General features: G+C 66.2%; 13 protein-coding genes, 1 tRNA gene and 3 rRNA genes. 3 read left to right on the top strand and 14 right to left on the bottom strand.

What is annotated here, in order from left to right:
- Nucleotides 1–6 precede the first annotated feature (6 nt).
- From OHB41_RS32870 to thyX, 8 genes are all read right to left on the bottom strand, one after another.
- A tRNA-Thr gene (locus tag OHB41_RS32870) sits at nucleotides 7–82 on the bottom strand.
- A 104-nt stretch (nucleotides 83–186) separates the two neighbouring features.
- On the bottom strand, nucleotides 187–849 hold the full coding sequence (locus OHB41_RS32865; RefSeq protein WP_266706314.1) for a DegT/DnrJ/EryC1/StrS family aminotransferase: 663 nt from the start codon (nucleotides 847–849) through the stop codon (nucleotides 187–189).
- A gap of 114 nt (nucleotides 850–963) precedes the next feature.
- A 5S ribosomal RNA gene (gene rrf, locus OHB41_RS32860) occupies nucleotides 964–1,080 on the bottom strand.
- 86 nt (nucleotides 1,081–1,166) lie between these two features.
- Nucleotides 1,167–4,287 (bottom strand): 23S ribosomal RNA (locus OHB41_RS32855).
- 314 nt (nucleotides 4,288–4,601) lie between these two features.
- Nucleotides 4,602–6,127, bottom strand: a 16S ribosomal RNA gene (locus tag OHB41_RS32850).
- The 16S, 23S and 5S rRNA genes sit together here, the layout of an rRNA operon.
- Before the next feature lie 517 nt (nucleotides 6,128–6,644).
- A complete protein-coding gene (locus OHB41_RS32845) occupies nucleotides 6,645–8,330 on the bottom strand; it encodes a ribonuclease J (RefSeq protein WP_266701885.1) in 1,686 nt (561 codons plus the stop codon).
- Between the two features lie 137 nt (nucleotides 8,331–8,467).
- A complete protein-coding gene (gene dapA / locus OHB41_RS32840) occupies nucleotides 8,468–9,367 on the bottom strand; it encodes a 4-hydroxy-tetrahydrodipicolinate synthase (RefSeq protein WP_266701883.1) in 900 nt (299 codons plus the stop codon).
- Nucleotides 9,368–9,577: 210 nt separating this feature from the next.
- Nucleotides 9,578–10,318: an FAD-dependent thymidylate synthase gene (thyX, locus tag OHB41_RS32835; RefSeq protein WP_266701881.1), complete on the bottom strand. Its 741-nt coding sequence runs from the start codon at nucleotides 10,316–10,318 to the stop codon at nucleotides 9,578–9,580.
- A 177-nt stretch (nucleotides 10,319–10,495) separates the two neighbouring features.
- On the opposite strand from thyX, the gene OHB41_RS32830 reads away from it, so the two are divergent.
- Together OHB41_RS32830 and OHB41_RS32825 are read left to right on the top strand one after the other, a co-directional pair.
- Nucleotides 10,496–10,735 (top strand): hypothetical protein, encoded by a 240-nt coding sequence (locus tag OHB41_RS32830; protein WP_266701879.1) that lies wholly within the window; start codon nucleotides 10,496–10,498, stop codon nucleotides 10,733–10,735.
- Nucleotides 10,736–10,825: 90 nt separating this feature from the next.
- Entirely contained in the window at nucleotides 10,826–11,383 is a 558-nt protein-coding gene (locus OHB41_RS32825) for an SCO5741 family PH domain-containing membrane protein (RefSeq protein ID WP_266701877.1), read from the top strand.
- A gap of 557 nt (nucleotides 11,384–11,940) precedes the next feature.
- On the opposite strand, the gene OHB41_RS32820 is transcribed toward OHB41_RS32825, so the two are convergent.
- From OHB41_RS32820 to rpsO, 5 genes are all read right to left on the bottom strand, one after another.
- Nucleotides 11,941–12,396: a tetratricopeptide repeat protein gene (locus tag OHB41_RS32820; protein ID WP_266701875.1), complete on the bottom strand. Its 456-nt coding sequence runs from the start codon at nucleotides 12,394–12,396 to the stop codon at nucleotides 11,941–11,943.
- A 41-nt stretch (nucleotides 12,397–12,437) separates the two neighbouring features.
- On the bottom strand, nucleotides 12,438–13,190 hold the full coding sequence (dapB, locus tag OHB41_RS32815) for a 4-hydroxy-tetrahydrodipicolinate reductase (protein WP_266701873.1): 753 nt from the start codon (nucleotides 13,188–13,190) through the stop codon (nucleotides 12,438–12,440).
- A gap of 26 nt (nucleotides 13,191–13,216) precedes the next feature.
- Nucleotides 13,217–14,596 (bottom strand): M16 family metallopeptidase, encoded by a 1,380-nt coding sequence (locus OHB41_RS32810; RefSeq protein WP_266701871.1) that lies wholly within the window; start codon nucleotides 14,594–14,596, stop codon nucleotides 13,217–13,219.
- The gene (locus OHB41_RS32805) at nucleotides 14,593–16,809 is read right to left on the bottom strand and encodes a polyribonucleotide nucleotidyltransferase (protein ID WP_266701869.1); all 2,217 of its coding nucleotides are present in this window, start codon (nucleotides 16,807–16,809) and stop codon (nucleotides 14,593–14,595) included. Before OHB41_RS32805 ends, OHB41_RS32810 begins: the two co-directional genes overlap by 4 nt.
- Nucleotides 16,810–17,160: 351 nt before the next feature.
- The gene (gene rpsO / locus OHB41_RS32800) at nucleotides 17,161–17,448 is read right to left on the bottom strand and encodes a 30S ribosomal protein S15 (RefSeq protein ID WP_019064787.1); all 288 of its coding nucleotides are present in this window, start codon (nucleotides 17,446–17,448) and stop codon (nucleotides 17,161–17,163) included.
- 265 nt (nucleotides 17,449–17,713) lie between these two features.
- Between rpsO and OHB41_RS32795 the strand changes: the two genes are divergently transcribed.
- Nucleotides 17,714–18,034 (top strand): DUF397 domain-containing protein, encoded by a 321-nt coding sequence (locus OHB41_RS32795; protein ID WP_266701867.1) that lies wholly within the window; start codon nucleotides 17,714–17,716, stop codon nucleotides 18,032–18,034.
- Nucleotides 18,035–18,112: 78 nt separating this feature from the next.
- Here OHB41_RS32795 and eccD read toward each other — a convergent pair whose 3' ends face one another.
- The gene (eccD, locus tag OHB41_RS32790; protein WP_526025071.1) at nucleotides 18,113–19,621 is read right to left on the bottom strand and encodes a type VII secretion integral membrane protein EccD; all 1,509 of its coding nucleotides are present in this window, start codon (nucleotides 19,619–19,621) and stop codon (nucleotides 18,113–18,115) included.
- Nucleotides 19,622–19,968: the final 347 nt, after the last annotated feature.

Genomic DNA, 19,968 nt, shown 5'->3' with positions numbered 1-19,968 from the left:
CTGCTGTGGAGCCCCCCAACGGAATCGAACCGTTGACCTTCTCCTTACCATGGAGACGCTCTGCCGACTGAGCTAGGGGGGCCGGTCGCCTTTTCGAGGTTTCCCTCGCGGCAACGAAATAGATCATACCCCGAACAGAAGCGTGCTCCTAATCAGTCCTGTTGACCCCGTGTGAGGTCTGTCGGCTCAGAAGGCGGGCTGCAGGAGACCGCCGAGCGCGTTGCAGGCGGAGACGATCCGCTGCATCTCCCGCTTCGTCAGCGAGGCGTCCACGGGCAGCGCGAGCGTCTCGTCGGCGGCCCGTTCGGTCTCCGGGAGGAACACGTCGCGCCGGAACCCGGGCATGCGGTGCACCGGTGTCTTCACCGGCACCCGGCACTCGACTCCGCGGGCGCGTACGGCCCGTGCGAAGGCGTCCCGGTCCGGCCGCCCGTTGCCCGGCACCCGCACCACGTACTGCTGGTACGTGTGCCCGTCACCGCCGGCCGGCGTGCGCACGCCGCTCAACCGCCCGTCGAGGTAGGCGGCCCGCTCCCGGCGCTGCGCGATGTCCTCGTACGGCGCCTCGGACTCGCCCAGTTCGAGGACGAGGAGTCCGTGCCGCTGCCCGACGTCCCGCAGTCGCGCCAAGTCGGCCGTCCGCCCGAAGCGGTGGACGACCACGACGGCCATCGACCGTGCGGTCACGGCCGCCTCGACCGCGCCGGCGTCGAGGCAGTAGGTCGCCGGGTCTATGTCGGCGAAGACGGCCGAGGCTCCGGCCTGGGTCACGGCCTCCGTGACTTCGACGTTGCCGAACGCCGACACGATGACCTCGTCACCGGCTCCGACGCCCGCGGCCCTGAGCATTGCAGCAGTACCCATGACGCGGATGCTGGTCGCGCAAAGTGAACGCAAAGTGACGCACAACAAAAAAGAGCTGGTCCCCGAACCGAAGTTCGGGGACCAGCTCTGTCAAATTTTGTTCGGCGGCGTCCTACTCTCCCACAGGGTCCCCCCTGCAGTACCATCGGCGCTGTAAGGCTTAGCTTCCGGGTTCGGAATGTAACCGGGCGTTTCCCTCACGCTATGACCACCGAAACACTATGAAACTGTCAACCGGAGCCGTGGCAAAGCTACGACGGTTGTTCGTGGTTTCAGAACCAACACAGTGGACGCGAGCAACTGAGGACAAGCCCTCGGCCTATTAGTACCGGTCACCTCCAGCGGTTACCCGCCTTCCAGATCCGGCCTATCAACCCAGTCGTCTACTGGGAGCCTTAACCCCTCAAAGGGGGTGGGAATACTCATCTCGAAGCAGGCTTCCCGCTTAGATGCTTTCAGCGGTTATCCCTCCCGAACGTAGCCAACCAGCCATGCCCTTGGCAGGACAACTGGCACACCAGAGGTTCGTCCGTCCCGGTCCTCTCGTACTAGGGACAGCCCTTCTCAATATTCCTACGCGCACAGCGGATAGGGACCGAACTGTCTCACGACGTTCTAAACCCAGCTCGCGTACCGCTTTAATGGGCGAACAGCCCAACCCTTGGGACCGACTCCAGCCCCAGGATGCGACGAGCCGACATCGAGGTGCCAAACCATCCCGTCGATATGGACTCTTGGGGAAGATCAGCCTGTTATCCCCGGGGTACCTTTTATCCGTTGAGCGACGGCGCTTCCACAAGCCACCGCCGGATCACTAGTCCCGACTTTCGTCCCTGCTCGACCCGTCGGTCTCACAGTCAAGCTCCCTTGTGCACTTACACTCAACACCTGATTACCAACCAGGCTGAGGGAACCTTTGGGCGCCTCCGTTACTCTTTAGGAGGCAACCGCCCCAGTTAAACTACCCATCAGACACTGTCCCTGATCCGGATCACGGACCCAGGTTAGACATCCAGCACGACCAGACTGGTATTTCAACGACGACTCCACCATGGCTGGCGCCATGACTTCAAGGTCTCCCAGCTATCCTACACAAGCCGAACCGAACACCAATATCAAACTGTAGTAAAGGTCCCGGGGTCTTTCCGTCCTGCTGCGCGAAACGAGCATCTTTACTCGTAGTGCAATTTCACCGGGCCTATGGTTGAGACAGTCGAGAAGTCGTTACGCCATTCGTGCAGGTCGGAACTTACCCGACAAGGAATTTCGCTACCTTAGGATGGTTATAGTTACCACCGCCGTTTACTGGCGCTTAAGTTCTCAGCTTCGCCAAACCGAAGTTTGACTAACCGGTCCCCTTAACGTTCCAGCACCGGGCAGGCGTCAGTCCGTATACATCGCCTTACGGCTTCGCACGGACCTGTGTTTTTAGTAAACAGTCGCTTCTCGCTGGTCTCTGCGGCCACCCCCAGCTCACCGAGTAAATCGGATCACCAGTGATGGCCCCCTTCTCCCGAAGTTACGGGGGCATTTTGCCGAGTTCCTTAACCATAGTTCACCCGAACGCCTCGGTATTCTCTACCTGACCACCTGAGTCGGTTTAGGGTACGGGCCGCCATGAAACTCGCTAGAGGCTTTTCTCGACAGCATAGGATCATCCACTTCACCACAATCGGCTCGGCATCAGGTCTCAGCCTTGATGTGCGACGGATTTACCTATCACACGGCCTACACCCTTACCCCGGGACAACCACCGCCCGGGATGGACTACCTTCCTGCGTCACCCCATCACTCACCTACTACAGGTCTGGACCATCGGCTCCACCACTCCCCTTTGCCCGAAGGCTCCAGGGCGGCTTCACGGACTTAGCATCGCCTGGTTCAATGTTTGACGCTTCACAGCGGGTACCGGAATATCAACCGGTTATCCATCGACTACGCCTGTCGGCCTCGCCTTAGGTCCCGACTTACCCTGGGCAGATCAGCTTGACCCAGGAACCCTTAGTCAATCGGCGCACACGTTTCTCACGTGTGTATCGCTACTCATGCCTGCATTCTCACTCGTGAACCGTCCACCACTGCCTTCCGGCGCGGCTTCACCCGGCACACGACGCTCCCCTACCCATCACAGCAGGCGTTGGCCCTATTGCTGCAATGACACGACTTCGGCGGTACGCTTGAGCCCCGCTACATTGTCGGCGCGGAATCACTAGACCAGTGAGCTATTACGCACTCTTTCAAGGGTGGCTGCTTCTAAGCCAACCTCCTGGTTGTCTGTGCGACTCCACATCCTTTCCCACTTAGCGTACGCTTAGGGGCCTTAGTCGATGCTCTGGGCTGTTTCCCTCTCGACCATGGAGCTTATCCCCCACAGTCTCACTGCCGCGCTCTCACTTACCGGCATTCGGAGTTTGGCTAAGGTCAGTAACCCGGTAGGGCCCATCGCCTATCCAGTGCTCTACCTCCGGCAAGAAACACACGACGCTGCACCTAAATGCATTTCGGGGAGAACCAGCTATCACGGAGTTTGATTGGCCTTTCACCCCTAACCACAGGTCATCCCCCAGGTTTTCAACCCTGGTGGGTTCGGTCCTCCACGACCTCTTACAGCCGCTTCAACCTGCCCATGGCTAGATCACTCCGCTTCGGGTCTTGAGCGCGCTACTAAATCGCCCTATTCGGACTCGCTTTCGCTACGGCTTCCCCACACGGGTTAACCTCGCAACACACCGCAAACTCGCAGGCTCATTCTTCAAAAGGCACGCAGTCACGAGATATGTGCAAGCACATATCCGACGCTCCCACGGCTTGTAGGCACACGGTTTCAGGTACTATTTCACTCCGCTCCCGCGGTACTTTTCACCATTCCCTCACGGTACTATCCGCTATCGGTCACCAGGGAATATTTAGGCTTAGCGGGTGGTCCCGCCAGATTCACACGGGATTTCTCGGGCCCCGTGCTACTTGGGTGTTTCTCAAACGAGCCGTTGACGTTTCGACTACGGGGGTCTTACCCTCTACGCCGGACCTTTCGCATGTCCTTCGCCTACATCAACGGTTTCTGACTCGTCTCACGGCCGGCAGACCGTGAAAGAGAAATCCCACAACCCCACATACGCAACCCCTGCCGGGTCTCACACGCATATGGTTTGGCCTCATCCAGTTTCGCTCGCCACTACTCCCGGAATCACGGTTGTTTTCTCTTCCTGCGGGTACTGAGATGTTTCACTTCCCCGCGTTCCCTCCACTTGCCCTATGTGTTCAGGCAAGGGTGACAGCCCATGACGACTGCCGGGTTTCCCCATTCGGAAACCCCCGGATCAAAGCCTGGTTGACGACTCCCCGGGGACTATCGTGGCCTCCCACGTCCTTCATCGGTTCCTGGTGCCAAGGCATCCACCGTGCGCCCTTAAAAACTTGGCCACAGATGCTCGCGTCCACTGTGCAGTTCTCAAACAACGACCAACCACCCATCACCCTGCCCGAAGGCAAGTTCACTGGGGCCGGCACTGAAGGCAGCCAACAATCGGCCGTACCTTCAGACACCCAACAGCGTGCCCGACACACTCCCCGCTTCCCTCATTCGTTCCACGCCCCGAAGGACAGTACTGGAAGGAGAAGACGATCAAGTGTGCCGAATAATCAACGTTCCACCCATGAGCAACCACCGTCGAACGTTTGCCGACGTAGTGGCCTCTGACCTCACCCCGGAGGGATCGGTAAGAAGTGCTCCTTAGAAAGGAGGTGATCCAGCCGCACCTTCCGGTACGGCTACCTTGTTACGACTTCGTCCCAATCGCCAGTCCCACCTTCGACAGCTCCCTCCCACAAGGGGTTGGGCCACCGGCTTCGGGTGTTACCGACTTTCGTGACGTGACGGGCGGTGTGTACAAGGCCCGGGAACGTATTCACCGCAGCAATGCTGATCTGCGATTACTAGCAACTCCGACTTCATGGGGTCGAGTTGCAGACCCCAATCCGAACTGAGACAGGCTTTTTGAGATTCGCTCCGCCTCACGGCTTCGCAGCTCATTGTACCTGCCATTGTAGCACGTGTGCAGCCCAAGACATAAGGGGCATGATGACTTGACGTCGTCCCCACCTTCCTCCGAGTTGACCCCGGCAGTCTCCTGTGAGTCCCCATCACCCCGAAGGGCATGCTGGCAACACAGAACAAGGGTTGCGCTCGTTGCGGGACTTAACCCAACATCTCACGACACGAGCTGACGACAGCCATGCACCACCTGTACACCGACCACAAGGGGGGCACTATCTCTAATGCTTTCCGGTGTATGTCAAGCCTTGGTAAGGTTCTTCGCGTTGCGTCGAATTAAGCCACATGCTCCGCTGCTTGTGCGGGCCCCCGTCAATTCCTTTGAGTTTTAGCCTTGCGGCCGTACTCCCCAGGCGGGGAACTTAATGCGTTAGCTGCGGCACCGACGACGTGGAATGTCGCCAACACCTAGTTCCCACCGTTTACGGCGTGGACTACCAGGGTATCTAATCCTGTTCGCTCCCCACGCTTTCGCTCCTCAGCGTCAGTAATGGCCCAGAGATCCGCCTTCGCCACCGGTGTTCCTCCTGATATCTGCGCATTTCACCGCTACACCAGGAATTCCGATCTCCCCTACCACACTCTAGCTAGCCCGTATCGAATGCAGACCCGGGGTTAAGCCCCGGGCTTTCACACCCGACGTGACAAGCCGCCTACGAGCTCTTTACGCCCAATAATTCCGGACAACGCTTGCGCCCTACGTATTACCGCGGCTGCTGGCACGTAGTTAGCCGGCGCTTCTTCTGCAGGTACCGTCACTTTCGCTTCTTCCCTGCTGAAAGAGGTTTACAACCCGAAGGCCGTCATCCCTCACGCGGCGTCGCTGCATCAGGCTTTCGCCCATTGTGCAATATTCCCCACTGCTGCCTCCCGTAGGAGTCTGGGCCGTGTCTCAGTCCCAGTGTGGCCGGTCGCCCTCTCAGGCCGGCTACCCGTCGTCGCCTTGGTGAGCCACTACCTCACCAACAAGCTGATAGGCCGCGGGCTCATCCTTCACCGCCGGAGCTTTCAACCCACCCAGATGCCCAGGCAGGTATTATCCGGTATTAGACCCCGTTTCCAGGGCTTGTCCCAGAGTGAAGGGCAGATTGCCCACGTGTTACTCACCCGTTCGCCACTAATCCACCCCGAAGGGCTTCATCGTTCGACTTGCATGTGTTAAGCACGCCGCCAGCGTTCGTCCTGAGCCAGGATCAAACTCTCCGTGAATGTTTTCCCGTAATCGGGACGACACCACGAGAGCGGAACCAGGAAGAGGAATAATCCTCCCGGTTCACAGCGTCCTCGCTGTGCGCCTACCCCGAAGGGGCAGGACTTTTTCAAAGGAACCTCGTCCCAGCCGATCGGCCGGAGACGGGGTATCAACATATCTGGCGTTGATTTTTGGCACGCTGTTGAGTTCTCAAGGAACGGACGCTTCCTTTGTACTCACCCTCTCGGGCTTTCCTCCGGGCGCTTCCCTTCGGTCTTGCGTTTCCGACTCTATCAGACCGTTTCCGTATCCGATTTCCTCGGTGCTTTCCAGGTTTCCGCTTTCGCGTTTCCCTTTCCGGCGGTTCCGACTTTATCAGAGATTCTGAGTCGGAATTTCCGTCCCGCTCGGGGTGGTCCAGGCACACGATTGTGGCCGGGTTCCCGTTCAGGCGGAGCCGTAAACGTACTGGAGCGGGGCGCCTCGATGCAAATCGAGGCGCCCCGCTCCGGGTTGGCGCGTGTGAGGGGGGGGTCAGACCTCGACGACGACCGGCAGGATCATCGGCCGGCGGCGGTAGTTGTCCGAGACCCACTTGCCCAGCGTGCGGCGGATGAGCTGCTGCATCTGGTGCGGCTCGACCACGCCGTCCTGGGCCGAGCGTTCGAGAACCTCGGTGATCCTCGGGACGACGTCCGTGAAGGCGGAGTCCTCGATGCCCGAACCGCGGGCGTGAACGTGCGGACCACCAGTGATCTTGCCCGTGCTGGAGTCCATCACCACGAAGACCGAGATGATGCCCTCGTCCCCGAGGATCTTGCGGTCCTTGAGCGCGGGCTCGCCGACACCGCCGACCGAGAGGCCGTCGACGTACACGTAACCCGCCTGGACCTTGCCGGAGATCTTGGCCTTGCCCCCGACGAGGTCGACGACGACGCCGTCCTCGGCGATGACGATGCGGTCGTGGGGCACGCCGGTGAGCGCGCCCAGCTCGGCGTTGGCGCGCAGATGACGCCACTCGCCGTGGACCGGCATCAGGTTCCGCGGCTTGCAGATGTTGTAGAAGTACAGCAACTCGCCCGCGGAGGCGTGACCGGAGACGTGCACCTTGGCGTTGCCCTTGTGGACGACCTTGGCGCCCCAGCGGGTCAGGCCGTTGATGACGCGGTAGACCGCGTTCTCGTTGCCCGGGATGAGCGACGAGGCCAGGATCACCGTGTCGCCCTGGACGATGCGGATCTGGTGGTCACGGTTGGCCATGCGGGACAGCGCGGCCATCGGCTCGCCCTGCGAGCCCGTGCAGACGAGGACGATCTCGTGGTCCGGGAGGTCGTCCAGCGTCTTGACGTCGACGACCAGGCCCGGCGGGACCTTCAGATAGCCGAGGTCGCGCGCGATGCCCATGTTGCGGACCATCGAGCGGCCGACGAAGGCGACCCGGCGGCCGTACTCGTGGGCCGCGTCCAGGATCTGCTGGATGCGGTGCACGTGGCTGGCGAAGCTCGCCACGATGATGCGCTTGCTGGCGCCAGCGAAGACCTGGCGCAGCACGTTCGAGATGTCGCGCTCGGGCGGGACGAAGCCGGGGACCTCGGCGTTCGTGGAGTCCGAGAGGAGAAGGTCGATACCTTCCTCGCTCAGACGTGCGAACGCGTGCAGGTCCGTGAGCCGGCCGTCCAGCGGGAGCTGGTCCATCTTGAAGTCGCCGGTGTGCACCGCCATGCCGGCCGGGGTGCGGATGGCGACCGCGAGGGCGTCCGGGATGGAGTGGTTGACCGCCACGAACTCGCAGTCGAAGGGGCCGATGCGCTCGCGGTGGCCCTCCGCGACTTCGAGCGTGTACGGGCGGATGCGGTGCTCCTGGAGCTTCGCCTCGATCAGCGCGAGGGTCAGCTTGGAGCCGATCAGCGGGATGTCCGGCTTCTCGCGCAGGAGGAACGGGACACCACCGATGTGGTCCTCGTGGCCATGCGTGAGGACGATGCCCTCGATGTCGTCGAGGCGGTCCCTGATGGACGTGAAGTCCGGCAGGATCAGGTCGATTCCGGGCTGCTCCTCCTCGGGGAAGAGCACTCCGCAGTCGACGATCAACAGGCGGCCGTCGTATTCGAAGACGGTCATGTTCCGGCCGATTTCACCGAGGCCGCCGAGCGGGGTGACCCGCAGGCCCCCCTGGGGAAGCTTTGGCGGCGGGCCGAGTTCAGGATGCGGATGACTCAAAAGACTCTCCTCACCACACACGCCACGTACCTGGCAAGGCACGTGGCGTGCATGACGTTCGTGCAGTAGCTGTTGTTTGTGTGGGGTGCAGGCCGCGGGCCTGCGTTGTCGTACGTATTCAGTTGTGAAGTCTGTACTTAGAGCTGTACCCCGCCGGCAGCAAGATCGATCTTGAGCTGAGCGGTCTCCTCGGGTGACAGTTCGACCATCGGGGCGCGCAGCGGTCCGGCGGGCAGACCCTGGAGGGTGAGCGCGGCCTTCGTCGTCATGACGCCCTGGGTGCGGAACATGCCGGTGAAGACCGGAAGCAGCTTCTGATGGATCTCGGTCGCCTTCTGCACGTCGCCAGCGACATAGGCGTCGAGCATGGCCCGCAGCTCCGGCGTGACGACGTGGCCGACGACCGAGACGAAGCCGACCGCGCCCACGGAGAGCAGCGGCAGGTTCAGCATGTCGTCGCCGGAGTACCAGGCGAGACCGGAGCGGGCGATGGCCCAGCTGGCCCGGCCGAGGTCTCCCTTGGCGTCCTTGTTCGCGACGATGCGCGGGTGCGCGGCGAGGCGGACGATCGTCTCGGTGCTGATCGGTACGCCGCTGCGGCCGGGGATGTCGTAGAGCATCACCGGCAGTTCGGTGGCGTCGGCGATGGCCGAGAAGTGCCGGTACAGGCCCTCTTGCGGGGGCTTGTTGTAGTACGGCGTGACGGTCAGCAGGCCGTGCGCGCCGGCCTTCTCGGCGGCCCGGGCGAGCTCGATGCTGTGGTGGGTGTCGTTCGTGCCGACGCCCGCGACGACGTGGGCTCGGTCGCCGACGGCCGCCAGCACGGCCCGTACGAGATCCGATTTCTCCGCGTCGCTGGTGGTCGGTGACTCGCCGGTGGTGCCGTTGACGATCAGGCCGTCGTTGCCTGCGTCCACCAGGTGGGCGGCGAGCCGCTGGGCGCCGTCGAGGTCGAGTGCGCCGTCCGCCGTGAAGGGCGTGACCATGGCGGTGAGGACCCGTCCGAAGGGGGTCTGCGAAGTGGAGGTCGGAGCCATGGGTAACACGCTACTCGCTGCTCAGGGCCGGGTCTGCCCTCGGGGGACACGACAAAGCACGACAAATGCGGAGCCCGGCACTGCCTGCTCGGGGGTTCAAGCAGTGCCGGGTCCGTTTGATCAGGCTAGATGAACTTCTCGAAATGCCGCAATACGGACACCTCGCTCGGCTGATCCGTACATCTGTGCCGGAAGGCGCATGGGAGCGCCCTACGGCGCCACACGACCGTTGGCGTTGAAGGCCGCGTACGTGAGCGGCATGAGCCTGGCCCACTCCGCTTCCATCTTCTCGCCGACCATCTCGATCTCCCGCTGGGGGAAGGACGGGACCTTGGCGAGCTCGTGCTGGGTGCGCAGGCCGAGGAAGTGCATCAGGGAGCGCGCGTTGCAGGTGGCGTACATCGACGAGAAGAGGCCGACCGGGAGGACGGCGCGGGCCACCTCGCGGGCGACACCGGCGGCGAGCATCTCCTGGTACGTCCGGTACGACGCGAGGTACGAGTCCTCCATGGCGCCCGCGACGAGTTCGCGCTGCTCCTCGGTGCCCTCGACGAACACGTACTTCCCGGGACGGCCCTGCTGGACCAGTTTGCGCGACTCGTCCGGGACGTAGAAGACCGGCTGGAGCTCCCTGTACCGGCCGGACTCCTCGTTGTACGACCAGCCCACGCGGTGCCGCATGAACTCGCGGAAGACGAAGATCGGAGCGCTGATGAAGAACGTCATCGAGTTGTGCTCGAAGGGGCTGCCGTGCCGGTCCCTCATCAGGTAGTTGATCAACCCCTTCGAGCGCTCCGGGTCCTTGTCCATCTCGTCCAGGGATTGCTCCCCGACGGTGGAGACACGGGCGGCGAACAGCACGTCGGAGTCGGCCGCGGAGTGCTTCACCAGCTCGACGGTGACATCGCTACGGAGGTCGATCTTGAGATCGTCGGCGGGGGTTTCGGTCACGATTCGGGGGGTCCTTCCCATCACAGCTTGCAACGCGGCCACTCTACGGGGCGCCGATACCAGGGCGTTCGGGCCTTGCCGCAATGAATTCGGCGAAACTGGGCACCACCGAGGGCGTCCGTACGTCTGTATTGGTGACAGAGATTTCTTCGAGACTCCAGAGGAGACGCAGTCCTCATGTTCCGTCGGCGCGAGCCCGTACCGTTCGCCTTCATCGCCGAAGCCGACAACTTCCGCAGCAATGTCACTCCCCCACCGCGTGAGCGGGCCTCCGCCGGCCAGCTTGCCGGGCGGTGGCTCATGGGACTCACCCTGGCAGCCGGGCTCGTCGGGTCCCTGATCCTCGGCATGCCCGCCCTGTCGCAGGACCCGTCACCCGCCCACACACAGCACTCCGAGGCCTCGGACGGCCGCTGACTCTTCCGGACCCCCGAGGGTGGTGAGCGGGGACCCGGCTCGATAGCCTCACCGGGCATAGCCCATGCGTGGATTGAGTGAGGATCAGTCGTGCCCCTGCCCTTCCTGACGGCGGACCGTGCTTTTGACGAGGCTGCGGACGATCTCGCCCTGCCGTTCGACGACCGCGACCAGTGGCGTCGCCCCTACCGGCCAGGCCCGTGGCGGGTGGCGTTCGCCGCGCTGATTCTGCTGCTCGCGTCCTATGTGCTCGTGGCCACCGTGATCACCGCGTTCGCCGGAAGCCGCTCCGCGGCCATGGTCTGTCTGCTGGTCTCCGTGATCGTCGTCCTGGGCGCCTTGCGGCTGCTGCGGATGGGCGTCTGGGTGAGTGCCCGGGGACTGCGCCGCGTGGGCTTCCTCACCACCAGTACCGCGCCCTGGGATCAGGTCGTCGCCGTGCGCACCGTGCAGCAGCCGGTGCGCTGGCTCGGGCTGCCGCGCACGGTGCAGGGGCAGGCGCTGATCCTGGTCCGCAGGGACCGGGCGTCCGATGCCGTACCGCCACTGCTGACCTCGCACAACTCCGACTTCCTGGCGCGCACGGAGGCCTTCGACCGGGCGGCGGACGCCGTCGAGGTCTGGGCCGACGAGTACCGGTTGGGCTGAGCCGGGGCCTGACCCGTACGGAGGGGCCGGTCCGCGTCGTGCGGACCGGCCCCTTCGTCGTGTCATCCCGGGCCTCCGCGCCCGAACTCCGCGCTCATCGCTGGGCCGGACTCCCGGGTTCTCGCGGTGGCGGGTCCCGGCGCGGGCTCGGACACCTCGGCTTCGCTCTAGCGGTGGGAGACCCTATCACCCTGTCCCTGGGGCCCCGCCCCAGACCCCGCCGAGGGGCTGCGCCCCCTGGCCCCCCGCTCGCCCGAAGGGCTCGTCCTCAAACGCCGGACGGGCTGACATGCATGACCTCGGCGCCAGCCTTCGAGGGCGCCCCACCGGCGCGGGACCGCATCTCCAGCCCGTGCGGAACCATCCAGCCCATGCCGAACTCTCCGGCAGATGCCGACATATCCAGCCCGCCCACGACCATCCAGCGCACGCCTAAATCTCCAGCGCGGGCCCGCACCCTCAGCCCGTCCGGCGATTCAGGACGAGGCCCTTCAGGCCGAACGGGGGTCTGGGGGCGGAGCCCCCTGCCGGGCCCCGGCCCAGGCCTGCGCCGGGGCTCAGGCCTCCGCCGGTGGCCTGCCCTCGCGGAGGGCGATCGCCCGTTGCATCGCCTTGCGGGCCCGCGGGGTGTCCCTGGCGTCGTGATAGGCGACGGCGAGGCGGAACCAGCTGCGCCAGTCGTCGGGCGCGTCCTCTGTCTCGGCCTTGCGCCTGGCGAAGACCTCGTCGGCCGAGTCGCGGTCGATGCGGCCGCCCGCGGTGCGCCGCAGCTCGTCGACCGGCAGTCCGCCCTCGGCGTCGAGCTCCGCCGCGAGCCGGTTCGCCTTGCGTACGAACTGGGTGTTCTTCCAGAGGAACCAGATACCGATGACCGGCAGGATCAGCACCGCGATGCCGAAGGTGACGGTGATCAGGGTGCCGTTCTGGATGAGCAGCACGCCGCGGCTGCCGACCAGGACGAAATAGACGACCAGGACGGCCGCCGTGACGGCGTAGGTGATCTTCGCGCGCATGTCTGCCAGGTGTCCGTGTCCGTCCGTGCCCGTCCCTCGGCTCAGCCGAGGTCCAGGAAGTGTTCCAGGCCGAAGGTGAGGCCCGGCGTGCTCACCACGCGGCGGGCGCCGAGCAGGATGCCCGGCATGAAGCTGCTGTGGTGCAGCGAGTCGTGGCGGACGGTGAGGGTCTCGCCGTCGCCGCCGAGCAGGACCTCCTGGTGGGCGAGGAGGCCGCGCAGCCGGACCGAGTGCACCCGGACGCCGTCGACGTCCGCCCCGCGGGCGCCGTCGAGAGCGGTGGCCGTGGCGTCGGGCTGCGGGGCGCTGCCCGCTCGCTCCCGGGCCGCGGCGATGAGCTGGGCGGTGCGCGTGGCGGTGCCGCTGGGCGCGTCCGCCTTGTTCGGGTGGTGCAGTTCGACGACCTCGACGGACTCGAAGTACGGCGCGGCGATCTCGGCGAACTTCATGGTCAGTACGGCGCCGATGGAGAAGTTCGGGGCGATGAGCACCCCCGTCCCCGGCGACTCGGCCAGCGTCGTGGTGAGCTGTGCGAGGCGTTCGTCGGTCCAGCCCGTGGTTCCGACCACCGCGTGGATCCCGTTGCGGACGCAGAAGTCGAGGTTGCCCATCACCGAGTCCGGCGTGGTCAGCTCGACCACGACCTGGGCGCCCGCGTCGACGAGGGTCTCCAGTCGGTCGCCCCGGCCCAGCGCTGCCACCAGCTCCATGTCCTCGGCGGCCTCGACGGCTCGTACCGCCTCGGCCCCGATCCGGCCCTTGGCACCGAGGACCGCCACGCGCAGCTTGCTCATTGCTTCGTTCCTAACAGAGACGGGATTTACGCGACCGCTTCGTGCAGACGGGACGCCTGCTTGTCCTTGAGCGGACCGATGACCGACAGCGAGGGCCGCTGTCCCAGGATGTCGTGGGCGATCGAACGGACCTCGTCCGGGGTGACCGACGCTATCCGGGCCAGCATGTCGTCGACGGACATCTGCTCGCCCCAGCACAGCTCGCTCTTGCCGATACGGTTCATCAGCGCGCCGGTGTCCTCGAGGCCGAGGACGGTGGAGCCCTGGAGCTGGCCGATGGCACGGCCGATCTCGTCGTCCGACAGTCCGTGCTCGGCGACGTGATCGAGCTCGTCGCGGCAGATCTTGAGCACGTCGTGGACCTGGCTCGGCCTGCAGCCGGCGTACACCCCGAAGAGCCCGCAGTCGGCGAAGCCCGAGGTGTACGAGTACACGCTGTAGGCCAGACCGCGCTTCTCGCGGACTTCCTGGAAGAGGCGGGAGGACATGCCGCCGCCGAGGGCGGTGTTGAGGACGCCCAGGGCCCAGCGGCGCTCGTCGGTGCGGGCGAGGCCCGGCATGCCGAGGACGACGTGCGCCTGTTCGGTCTTGCGGCCGAGCAGTTCGACACGGCCGGCGGTGCGGATGGCGCGGCGGCCCTCGCGCGGGGCGATCGGCTCGGCGGTGGCCTCCCGGAGGGCGCCCGCCTTCTCGAAGGCGGCACGGACCTGGCGTACGACCTTGTTGTGGTCGACGTTGCCCGCGCAGGCCACGACCAGATGGGTCGGGTCGTAGTGCTTCTTGTAGAAGCGGCGGATGCGGTCGGCGCCGAGGGCGTTAACCGTGTCGACCGTGCCGAGGACGGGGCGGCCGAGGGGGGTGTCGCCGAGCATGGTGTGCGCGAACAGGTCGTGGACGCAGTCGCCCGGGTCGTCCTCGGTCATCGCGATCTCTTCGAGGATCACACCGCGCTCGGCGTCCACGTCGGTCTGCTCGATCAGCGAGCCGGTGAGCATGTCGCAGACCACGTCGATGGCGAGCGGGAGGTCGGTGTCGAGCACGCGTGCGTAGTAGCACGTGTACTCCTTGGCGGTGAACGCGTTCATCTCGCCGCCGACCGCGTCGATGGCGGACGAGATGTCCAGGGCGGACCTGCGGTTCGTGCCCTTGAAGAGCAGGTGCTCCAGGTAGTGCGTGGCGCCGTTCAACGTCGGCGTCTCGTCGCGGGAGCCGACGTGGGCCCAGATCCCGAAGGTCGCGGAGCGGACGGAGGGCAGCGTCTCGGTGACGATGCGCAGGCCGCCGGGGAGGGTGGTCTTGCGGACCGTACCGATGCCGTTCTCGCCCTTGATGAGGGTTTGGGTACGGGCGACGGCCCGCGCCTCCGAAGAGGTGCGGGCCGTCGTCGTGGAGCTACGAGACGTCACTGGTCGGTGTCGTCCTTCTTGTCGTCGTCGCCTTCGCCCTCGATCACGGGGATGAGGGAGAGCTTGCCGCGGGAGTCGATCTCGGCGATCTCGACCTGGACCTTCTGGCCCACACCGAGGACGTCCTCGACGTTCTCCACGCGCTTGCCGCCGGCGAGCTTGCGGATCTGCGAGATGTGCAGCAGTCCGTCCTTGCCCGGGAGCAGCGACACGAACGCGCCGAAGGTCGTCGTCTTCACGACGGTGCCCAGGTAGCGCTCGCCGACCTCCGGCATGGTCGGGTTGGCGATGCCGTTGATCGTGGCGCGGGCGGCCTCGGCGGCCGGGCCGTCGGCGGCACCGATGTAGATGGTGCCGTCGTCCTCGATCGTGATCTCGGCGCCGGTGTCCTCCTGGATCTGGTTGATCATCTTGCCCTTGGGGCCGATGACCTCACCGATCTTGTCCACGGGGATCTTGACCGTGATGATCCGCGGGGCGTTCGGGGACATCTCGTCCGGCGTGTCGATCGCTTCCATCATCACGTCGAGGATGTGGAGGCGGGCGTCGCGGGCCTGCTTGAGGGCCGCGGCCAGGACGGAGGCCGGGATGCCGTCCAGCTTGGTGTCGAGCTGGAGGGCGGTGACGAACTCCTTGGTGCCGGCGACCTTGAAGTCCATGTCGCCGAAGGCGTCCTCCGCACCGAGGATGTCGGTGAGGGCGACGTAGTGCGTCTGGCCGTCGATCTCCTGGGAGATCAGGCCCATGGCGATACCGGCGACGGGGGCCTTGAGCGGCACACCGGCGTTCAGCAGCGACATGGTGGAGGCGCAGACGGAGCCCATGGACGTCGAGCCGTTGGAGCCGAGCGCCTCGGACACCTGGCGGATCGCGTAGGGGAACTCCTCGCGGGTCGGCAGGACCGGCACGATCGCGCGCTCGGCGAGCGCGCCGTGGCCGATCTCGCGGCGCTTCGGGGAGCCGACGCGGCCGGTCTCACCGACGGAGTACGGCGGGAAGTTGTAGTTGTGCATGTAGCGCTTGCGGGTCACCGGGGAGAGGGTGTCCAGCTGCTGCTCCATGCGGAGCATGTTGAGGGTGGTGACGCCCAGGATCTGGGTCTCGCCACGCTCGAACAGCGCCGAGCCGTGCACGCGCGGGATGGCCTCGACCTCGGCGGCGAGCGTACGGATGTCCGTGACGCCGCGGCCGTCGATGCGGACCTTGTCCTTGATGACGCGCTCGCGGACCAGCTTCTTGGTCAGCGCGCGGTACGCGGCGGAGATCTCCTTCTCGCGGCCCTCGAACTGCGGGAGCAGCTTCTCGGCGGCGATCTCCTTGACGCGGTCCAGCTCGGCCTCGCGGTCCTGCTTGCCGGCGATGGTGAGCGCCTGGGCGAGCTCGCTCTTGACCGCGGCGGTGAGGGCCTCCAGGACGTCGTCCTGGTAGTCGAGGAAGATCGGGAACTCGGCGGTCGGCTTGGCGGCCTTCGCGGCGAGGTCCGACTGCGCCTTGCACAGGACCTTGATGAAGGGCTTCGCGGCGTCGAGGCCGGAGGCCACGACCTCCTCGGTCGGCGCCTCGGCGCCACCCTTGACCAGCTGGATCGTCTTGTCGGTGGCCTCGGCCTCGACCATCATGATCGCGACGTCGCCGTCCTCCAGGACGCGACCGGCGACGACCATGTCGAAGACGGCGTCCTCGAGCTCGGTGTGCGTCGGGAACGCGACCCACTGGCCGTTGATCAGCGCGACGCGGACGCCGCCGACCGGGCCGGAGAAGGGCAGACCGGCCAGCTGGGTGGACGCGGAGGCGGCGTTGATCGCCACGACGTCGTACAGGTGGTCGGGGTTGAGCGCCATGATCGTGGCGACGACCTGGATCTCGTTGCGCAGGCCCTTCTTGAAGGACGGGCGCAGCGGGCGGTCGATCAGGCGGCAGGTGAGGACGGCGTCCTCGGAGGGCCGGCCCTCACGGCGGAAGAAGCTGCCGGGGATCTTGCCGGCGGCGTACATCCGCTCCTCGACGTCCACCGTGAGGGGGAAGAAGTCGAGCTGGTCCTTGGGCTTCTTGGAAGCGCTGGTGGCCGACAGCACCATGGTGTCGTCGTCCAGGTACGCCACGGCGGAGCCGGCGGCCTGCTTGGCCAGGCGGCCCGTCTCGAAGCGGATGGTGCGGGTGCCGAAGGAACCGTTGTCGATAACGGCCTCGGCGTAGTGGGTCTCGTTCTCCACTAGCGTTTTCTCCTCGTCTTCGTCCCGTCCTGCCCGTGTGGCAGGGGGACGGTGGCGGAGAAGCGCTCCTTCTGGTGCGGGCCGGTCTTCGATCGAAGCACCCGGGGTCTCATTCTCCCGGGGGCCACTACCGAGGACCGGCGGCGGCGAGGTGCGCTTCTCCTCGTTCGTTTGTCGTGACGGTCCCTACCCGGCGGGTGGGGCGTCGTCACGCTGTGTCGTACGTGCTGTGTCCTGCGTGTGTCCTTGTGCTACCACACTACAAAGCGTCGGTGACACTCCGCACGTACAGGGCACGTACAGCAAAAGGAGCGGCTCCCAAGAGGTGGGAACCGCTCCCTTCACGGCGTCTTACTTGGCGCCCGCCGCACCGCGGCGGATGCCCAGGCGGTCGACCAGCGCACGGAAGCGCTGGATGTCCTTCTTGGCCAGGTACTGCAGCAGCCGGCGGCGCTGACCGACCAGGATCAGCAGACCACGACGGGAGTGGTGGTCGTGCTTGTGGGTCTTGAGGTGCTCGGTCAGGTCCGAGATGCGGCGCGAGAGCATGGCGACCTGGACCTCGGGGGAGCCGGTGTCGCCCTCCTTCTGACCGAACTCACTGATGAGCTGCTTCTTCGTAGCGGCGTCGAGCGACACGCGTACTCCTCGTAGTCTTTGATGTGCCACCGAGTGCCCCTGGTCCACATCTCAGGGGAGCTTCCGTTACTCGGGAGGCGGGGATCCGCTGGGCGCGGCCTCCAGAGCGATGGGCTCCGGGGGTGCGTACACAAACGGCCGTCACACAGCGTACCAGCCTGGCCGGATGCGTCCGCCCGCGTCCCGGAACCTCACGGGCGGCGCCGGTCCGGCCACTAGGGTGACGGCAGAGGTCAACCGTACGTGGGGAAGGGGCCGTCGGAACATGGCCGAGGCAGCAGCGGACAGGGACGTCGACGTCAGGGACGCGGACGTCAGGGCGCGCAAGGAGCGGGAGCGGGACGAGCTCTACGCGCTCGACATCTCGGACGTCGAGTGGCAGAGCGCGCCGGGTACGGAGGAGCACGAGGAGCGGGTCGAGATCGCGTATCTGCCCGCGGGTGCGGTGGCCATGCGTTCGTCGCTCGACCCGGAGACGGTCCTGCGGTACACGGAGGCGGAGTGGCGGGCCTTCGTGCTGGGGGCCCGGGACGGCGAGTTCGATCTGGAGCCGGCGCCGCACAACGGCGGCCTCGCGGCGGAGTAGCCCGAGCGGACGGCGGGGAGGGCGGTCGGCCGTTGGGCCGGCCGCCCTCTTCCGTCGCCGACGGGGACGCGTGGCCGGTCAGCCCGTCATCGAGCGGGCCGTGCCGTAGACGTCGAAGACCGCGAGTGCCAGCGGGATCAGGGTGAGCAGCACGAAGCTCTCGGCGATCTCCAGGAAGCGGCCCCAGAACGGGGTGAGGCCTCCGCGCGGCAGGATCAGGCCGAGCGCGGTGACCAGCGCGGCCGCCGCCGCGATCGCCGCGACGAGCCAGATCGTACGGATGTCCAGGTCCGCGCGGTCTCCGGCGAGGGCGTCGCGCACCAGGGAGTGCGGCGGGTGGAGTGCCAGGCCGAGGCCGAGCAGGACGAGGGCGCCGAGGCCCGCGCCCAGCACGGGGGCGACCTGCGCGGTGTAGCGGAAGAGATGGGCGCGCATCAGGAGGGCGACGCCGGTCGCGAAGGCGAGCAGCTGTCCCCAGAGGTCGTCGGAGAAGCCGAGCACCGCCGAGGCGCCGACGGCGAGCAGCGCGCACCCGCCGACGAGGCCGACGAGGAGTTCGTGGCCGCGGCGGGTCTGTGCCTCGATGCGGCCGGCGTCGACGGGCTCCGGAGGGGCGGGCTCGGCGCCGTACGCGCTGCGCGGGGTGGCGTTCGGAGGGTCGAAACCGATCGGGATGCGGGCGAAGCGCATGGACATGCCCGGCAGGAAGGCGAGGGCTCCGACGGCGACCGGTGCGCAGAGCGCGGCGGTCTCGGTGGGCGTCCAGTGCACGAGCAGGGCCACGAACACGGTGACCAGGCCGATGGCGGAGGCGAACACGAAGGCGACGAACGGACCGTCCCCGCTCGGCGAGCACAGCGTCAGGATCACCGAGGCGACCAGGACCGCGGCGCAGGCCAGCAGGAACTGCAGCTTGCCGATGCCCTCACCGTGCGCGACGGCGAGCAGCCCGGAGCCCGCGACGCCCACGTTCGACAGCGCGCCGAGCCCGAGCGCGACCGCGGAGGCGCGGTCGTCGTAGATCCGGGCGCGGACCGCCGCGAGGACGACCAGGAGCACGCCGGTGACGCCCGCGAGGATGCCGGGCAGGCTGTGCATGTCGTGGCGGGGATCGGCGGTCCAGGCCACGAAGGCGAGCAGCGTCGGCAGCACGGCGCCGCCGACGAGCCCGGCGGCCCGCGTCAGGTCGCCGCTCCACAGGCTGCGTTCGCGGGTCACCGCGGACGCGACGGCCTCGGAGACGTCGTCGAAGACGGCGGGCGGCAGCGACTCGGAGAAGGGGCGCAGGGTGAGGAGTTCGCCGTCGAGGATCCGCTGGGCGGCGAAGGAGCGCGAGCTGTCGAGGACGGTTCCGTCGCGGCGTACGAGGTGGTAGCCGACCGGGGCGTCCTCGGCGGGGCTCTGCTGGGAGAGCCGCAGGATCTCCGGGTAGATGTCGGCGACGGGGATGTCGTCGGGCAGTGCCACGTCGATCCGGCTGTCGGGCGCGACGATGGTGACCCGGCAGAAGCCGAGGCCGGTGCCCGCCCCCTGGGGGGCTCCCGGGCCCGGCCCGCCGGCTCCGGTGGTTGTCGCGGAGGCCGTCATGCTCACCTGCTGCTCCCCCTCAGTGATGGTCCTGCGTCTGCGGTGGTTCCGGGTCTTCGGCGGTTCGGCTTCCGCGGCGGTTCCGCGACTGCGGTGGTTCTGCGTCTGCCGTGTGAAGGTCCTGCGTCTCTTTGCTCCGCGCGCCGGGCCGGCCGTGCGGCGAGGCGGCGGAAAGCGGCCCGTGCGACCGGAACGAGGGCCCCGCACACCTCCACATCGCGCGAAATGCCCTGATTCTCCGACCCTGTTCGCGTGTGCTCACGCGAACATCCGGCACTTTACCGCCCACCCGTCTCCTGTGACCTCAGCGGGAAGTCAGTAGGATCGCGCGGCGGCCTCCGCCCGCC

It is taken from the genome of Streptomyces sp. NBC_01571 (assembly GCF_026339875.1).
Classification (GTDB): domain Bacteria; phylum Actinomycetota; class Actinomycetes; order Streptomycetales; family Streptomycetaceae; genus Streptomyces.
Note: the sequence above shows the minus strand (reverse complement) of the source record. Positions and strands in the feature narration are given on the sequence as shown.

Excerpts from the sequence above, each read along its gene's own strand:
- OHB41_RS32865 (WP_266706314.1), bottom strand. The coding sequence starts at position 849 with ATGCTCAGGGCCGCGGGCGTCGGAGCCGGTGACGAGGTCATCGTGTCG.
- dapA (WP_266701883.1), bottom strand. The coding sequence starts at position 9,367 with ATGGCTCCGACCTCCACTTCGCAGACCCCCTTCGGACGGGTCCTCACC.
- OHB41_RS32830 (WP_266701879.1), top strand. The coding sequence starts at position 10,496 with ATGTTCCGTCGGCGCGAGCCCGTACCGTTCGCCTTCATCGCCGAAGCC.
- OHB41_RS32820 (WP_266701875.1), bottom strand. The coding sequence starts at position 12,396 with ATGCGCGCGAAGATCACCTACGCCGTCACGGCGGCCGTCCTGGTCGTC.
- dapB (WP_266701873.1), bottom strand. The coding sequence starts at position 13,190 with ATGAGCAAGCTGCGCGTGGCGGTCCTCGGTGCCAAGGGCCGGATCGGG.
- OHB41_RS32795 (WP_266701867.1), top strand. The coding sequence starts at position 17,714 with ATGGCCGAGGCAGCAGCGGACAGGGACGTCGACGTCAGGGACGCGGAC.
- eccD (WP_526025071.1), bottom strand. The coding sequence starts at position 19,621 with ATGACGGCCTCCGCGACAACCACCGGAGCCGGCGGGCCGGGCCCGGGA.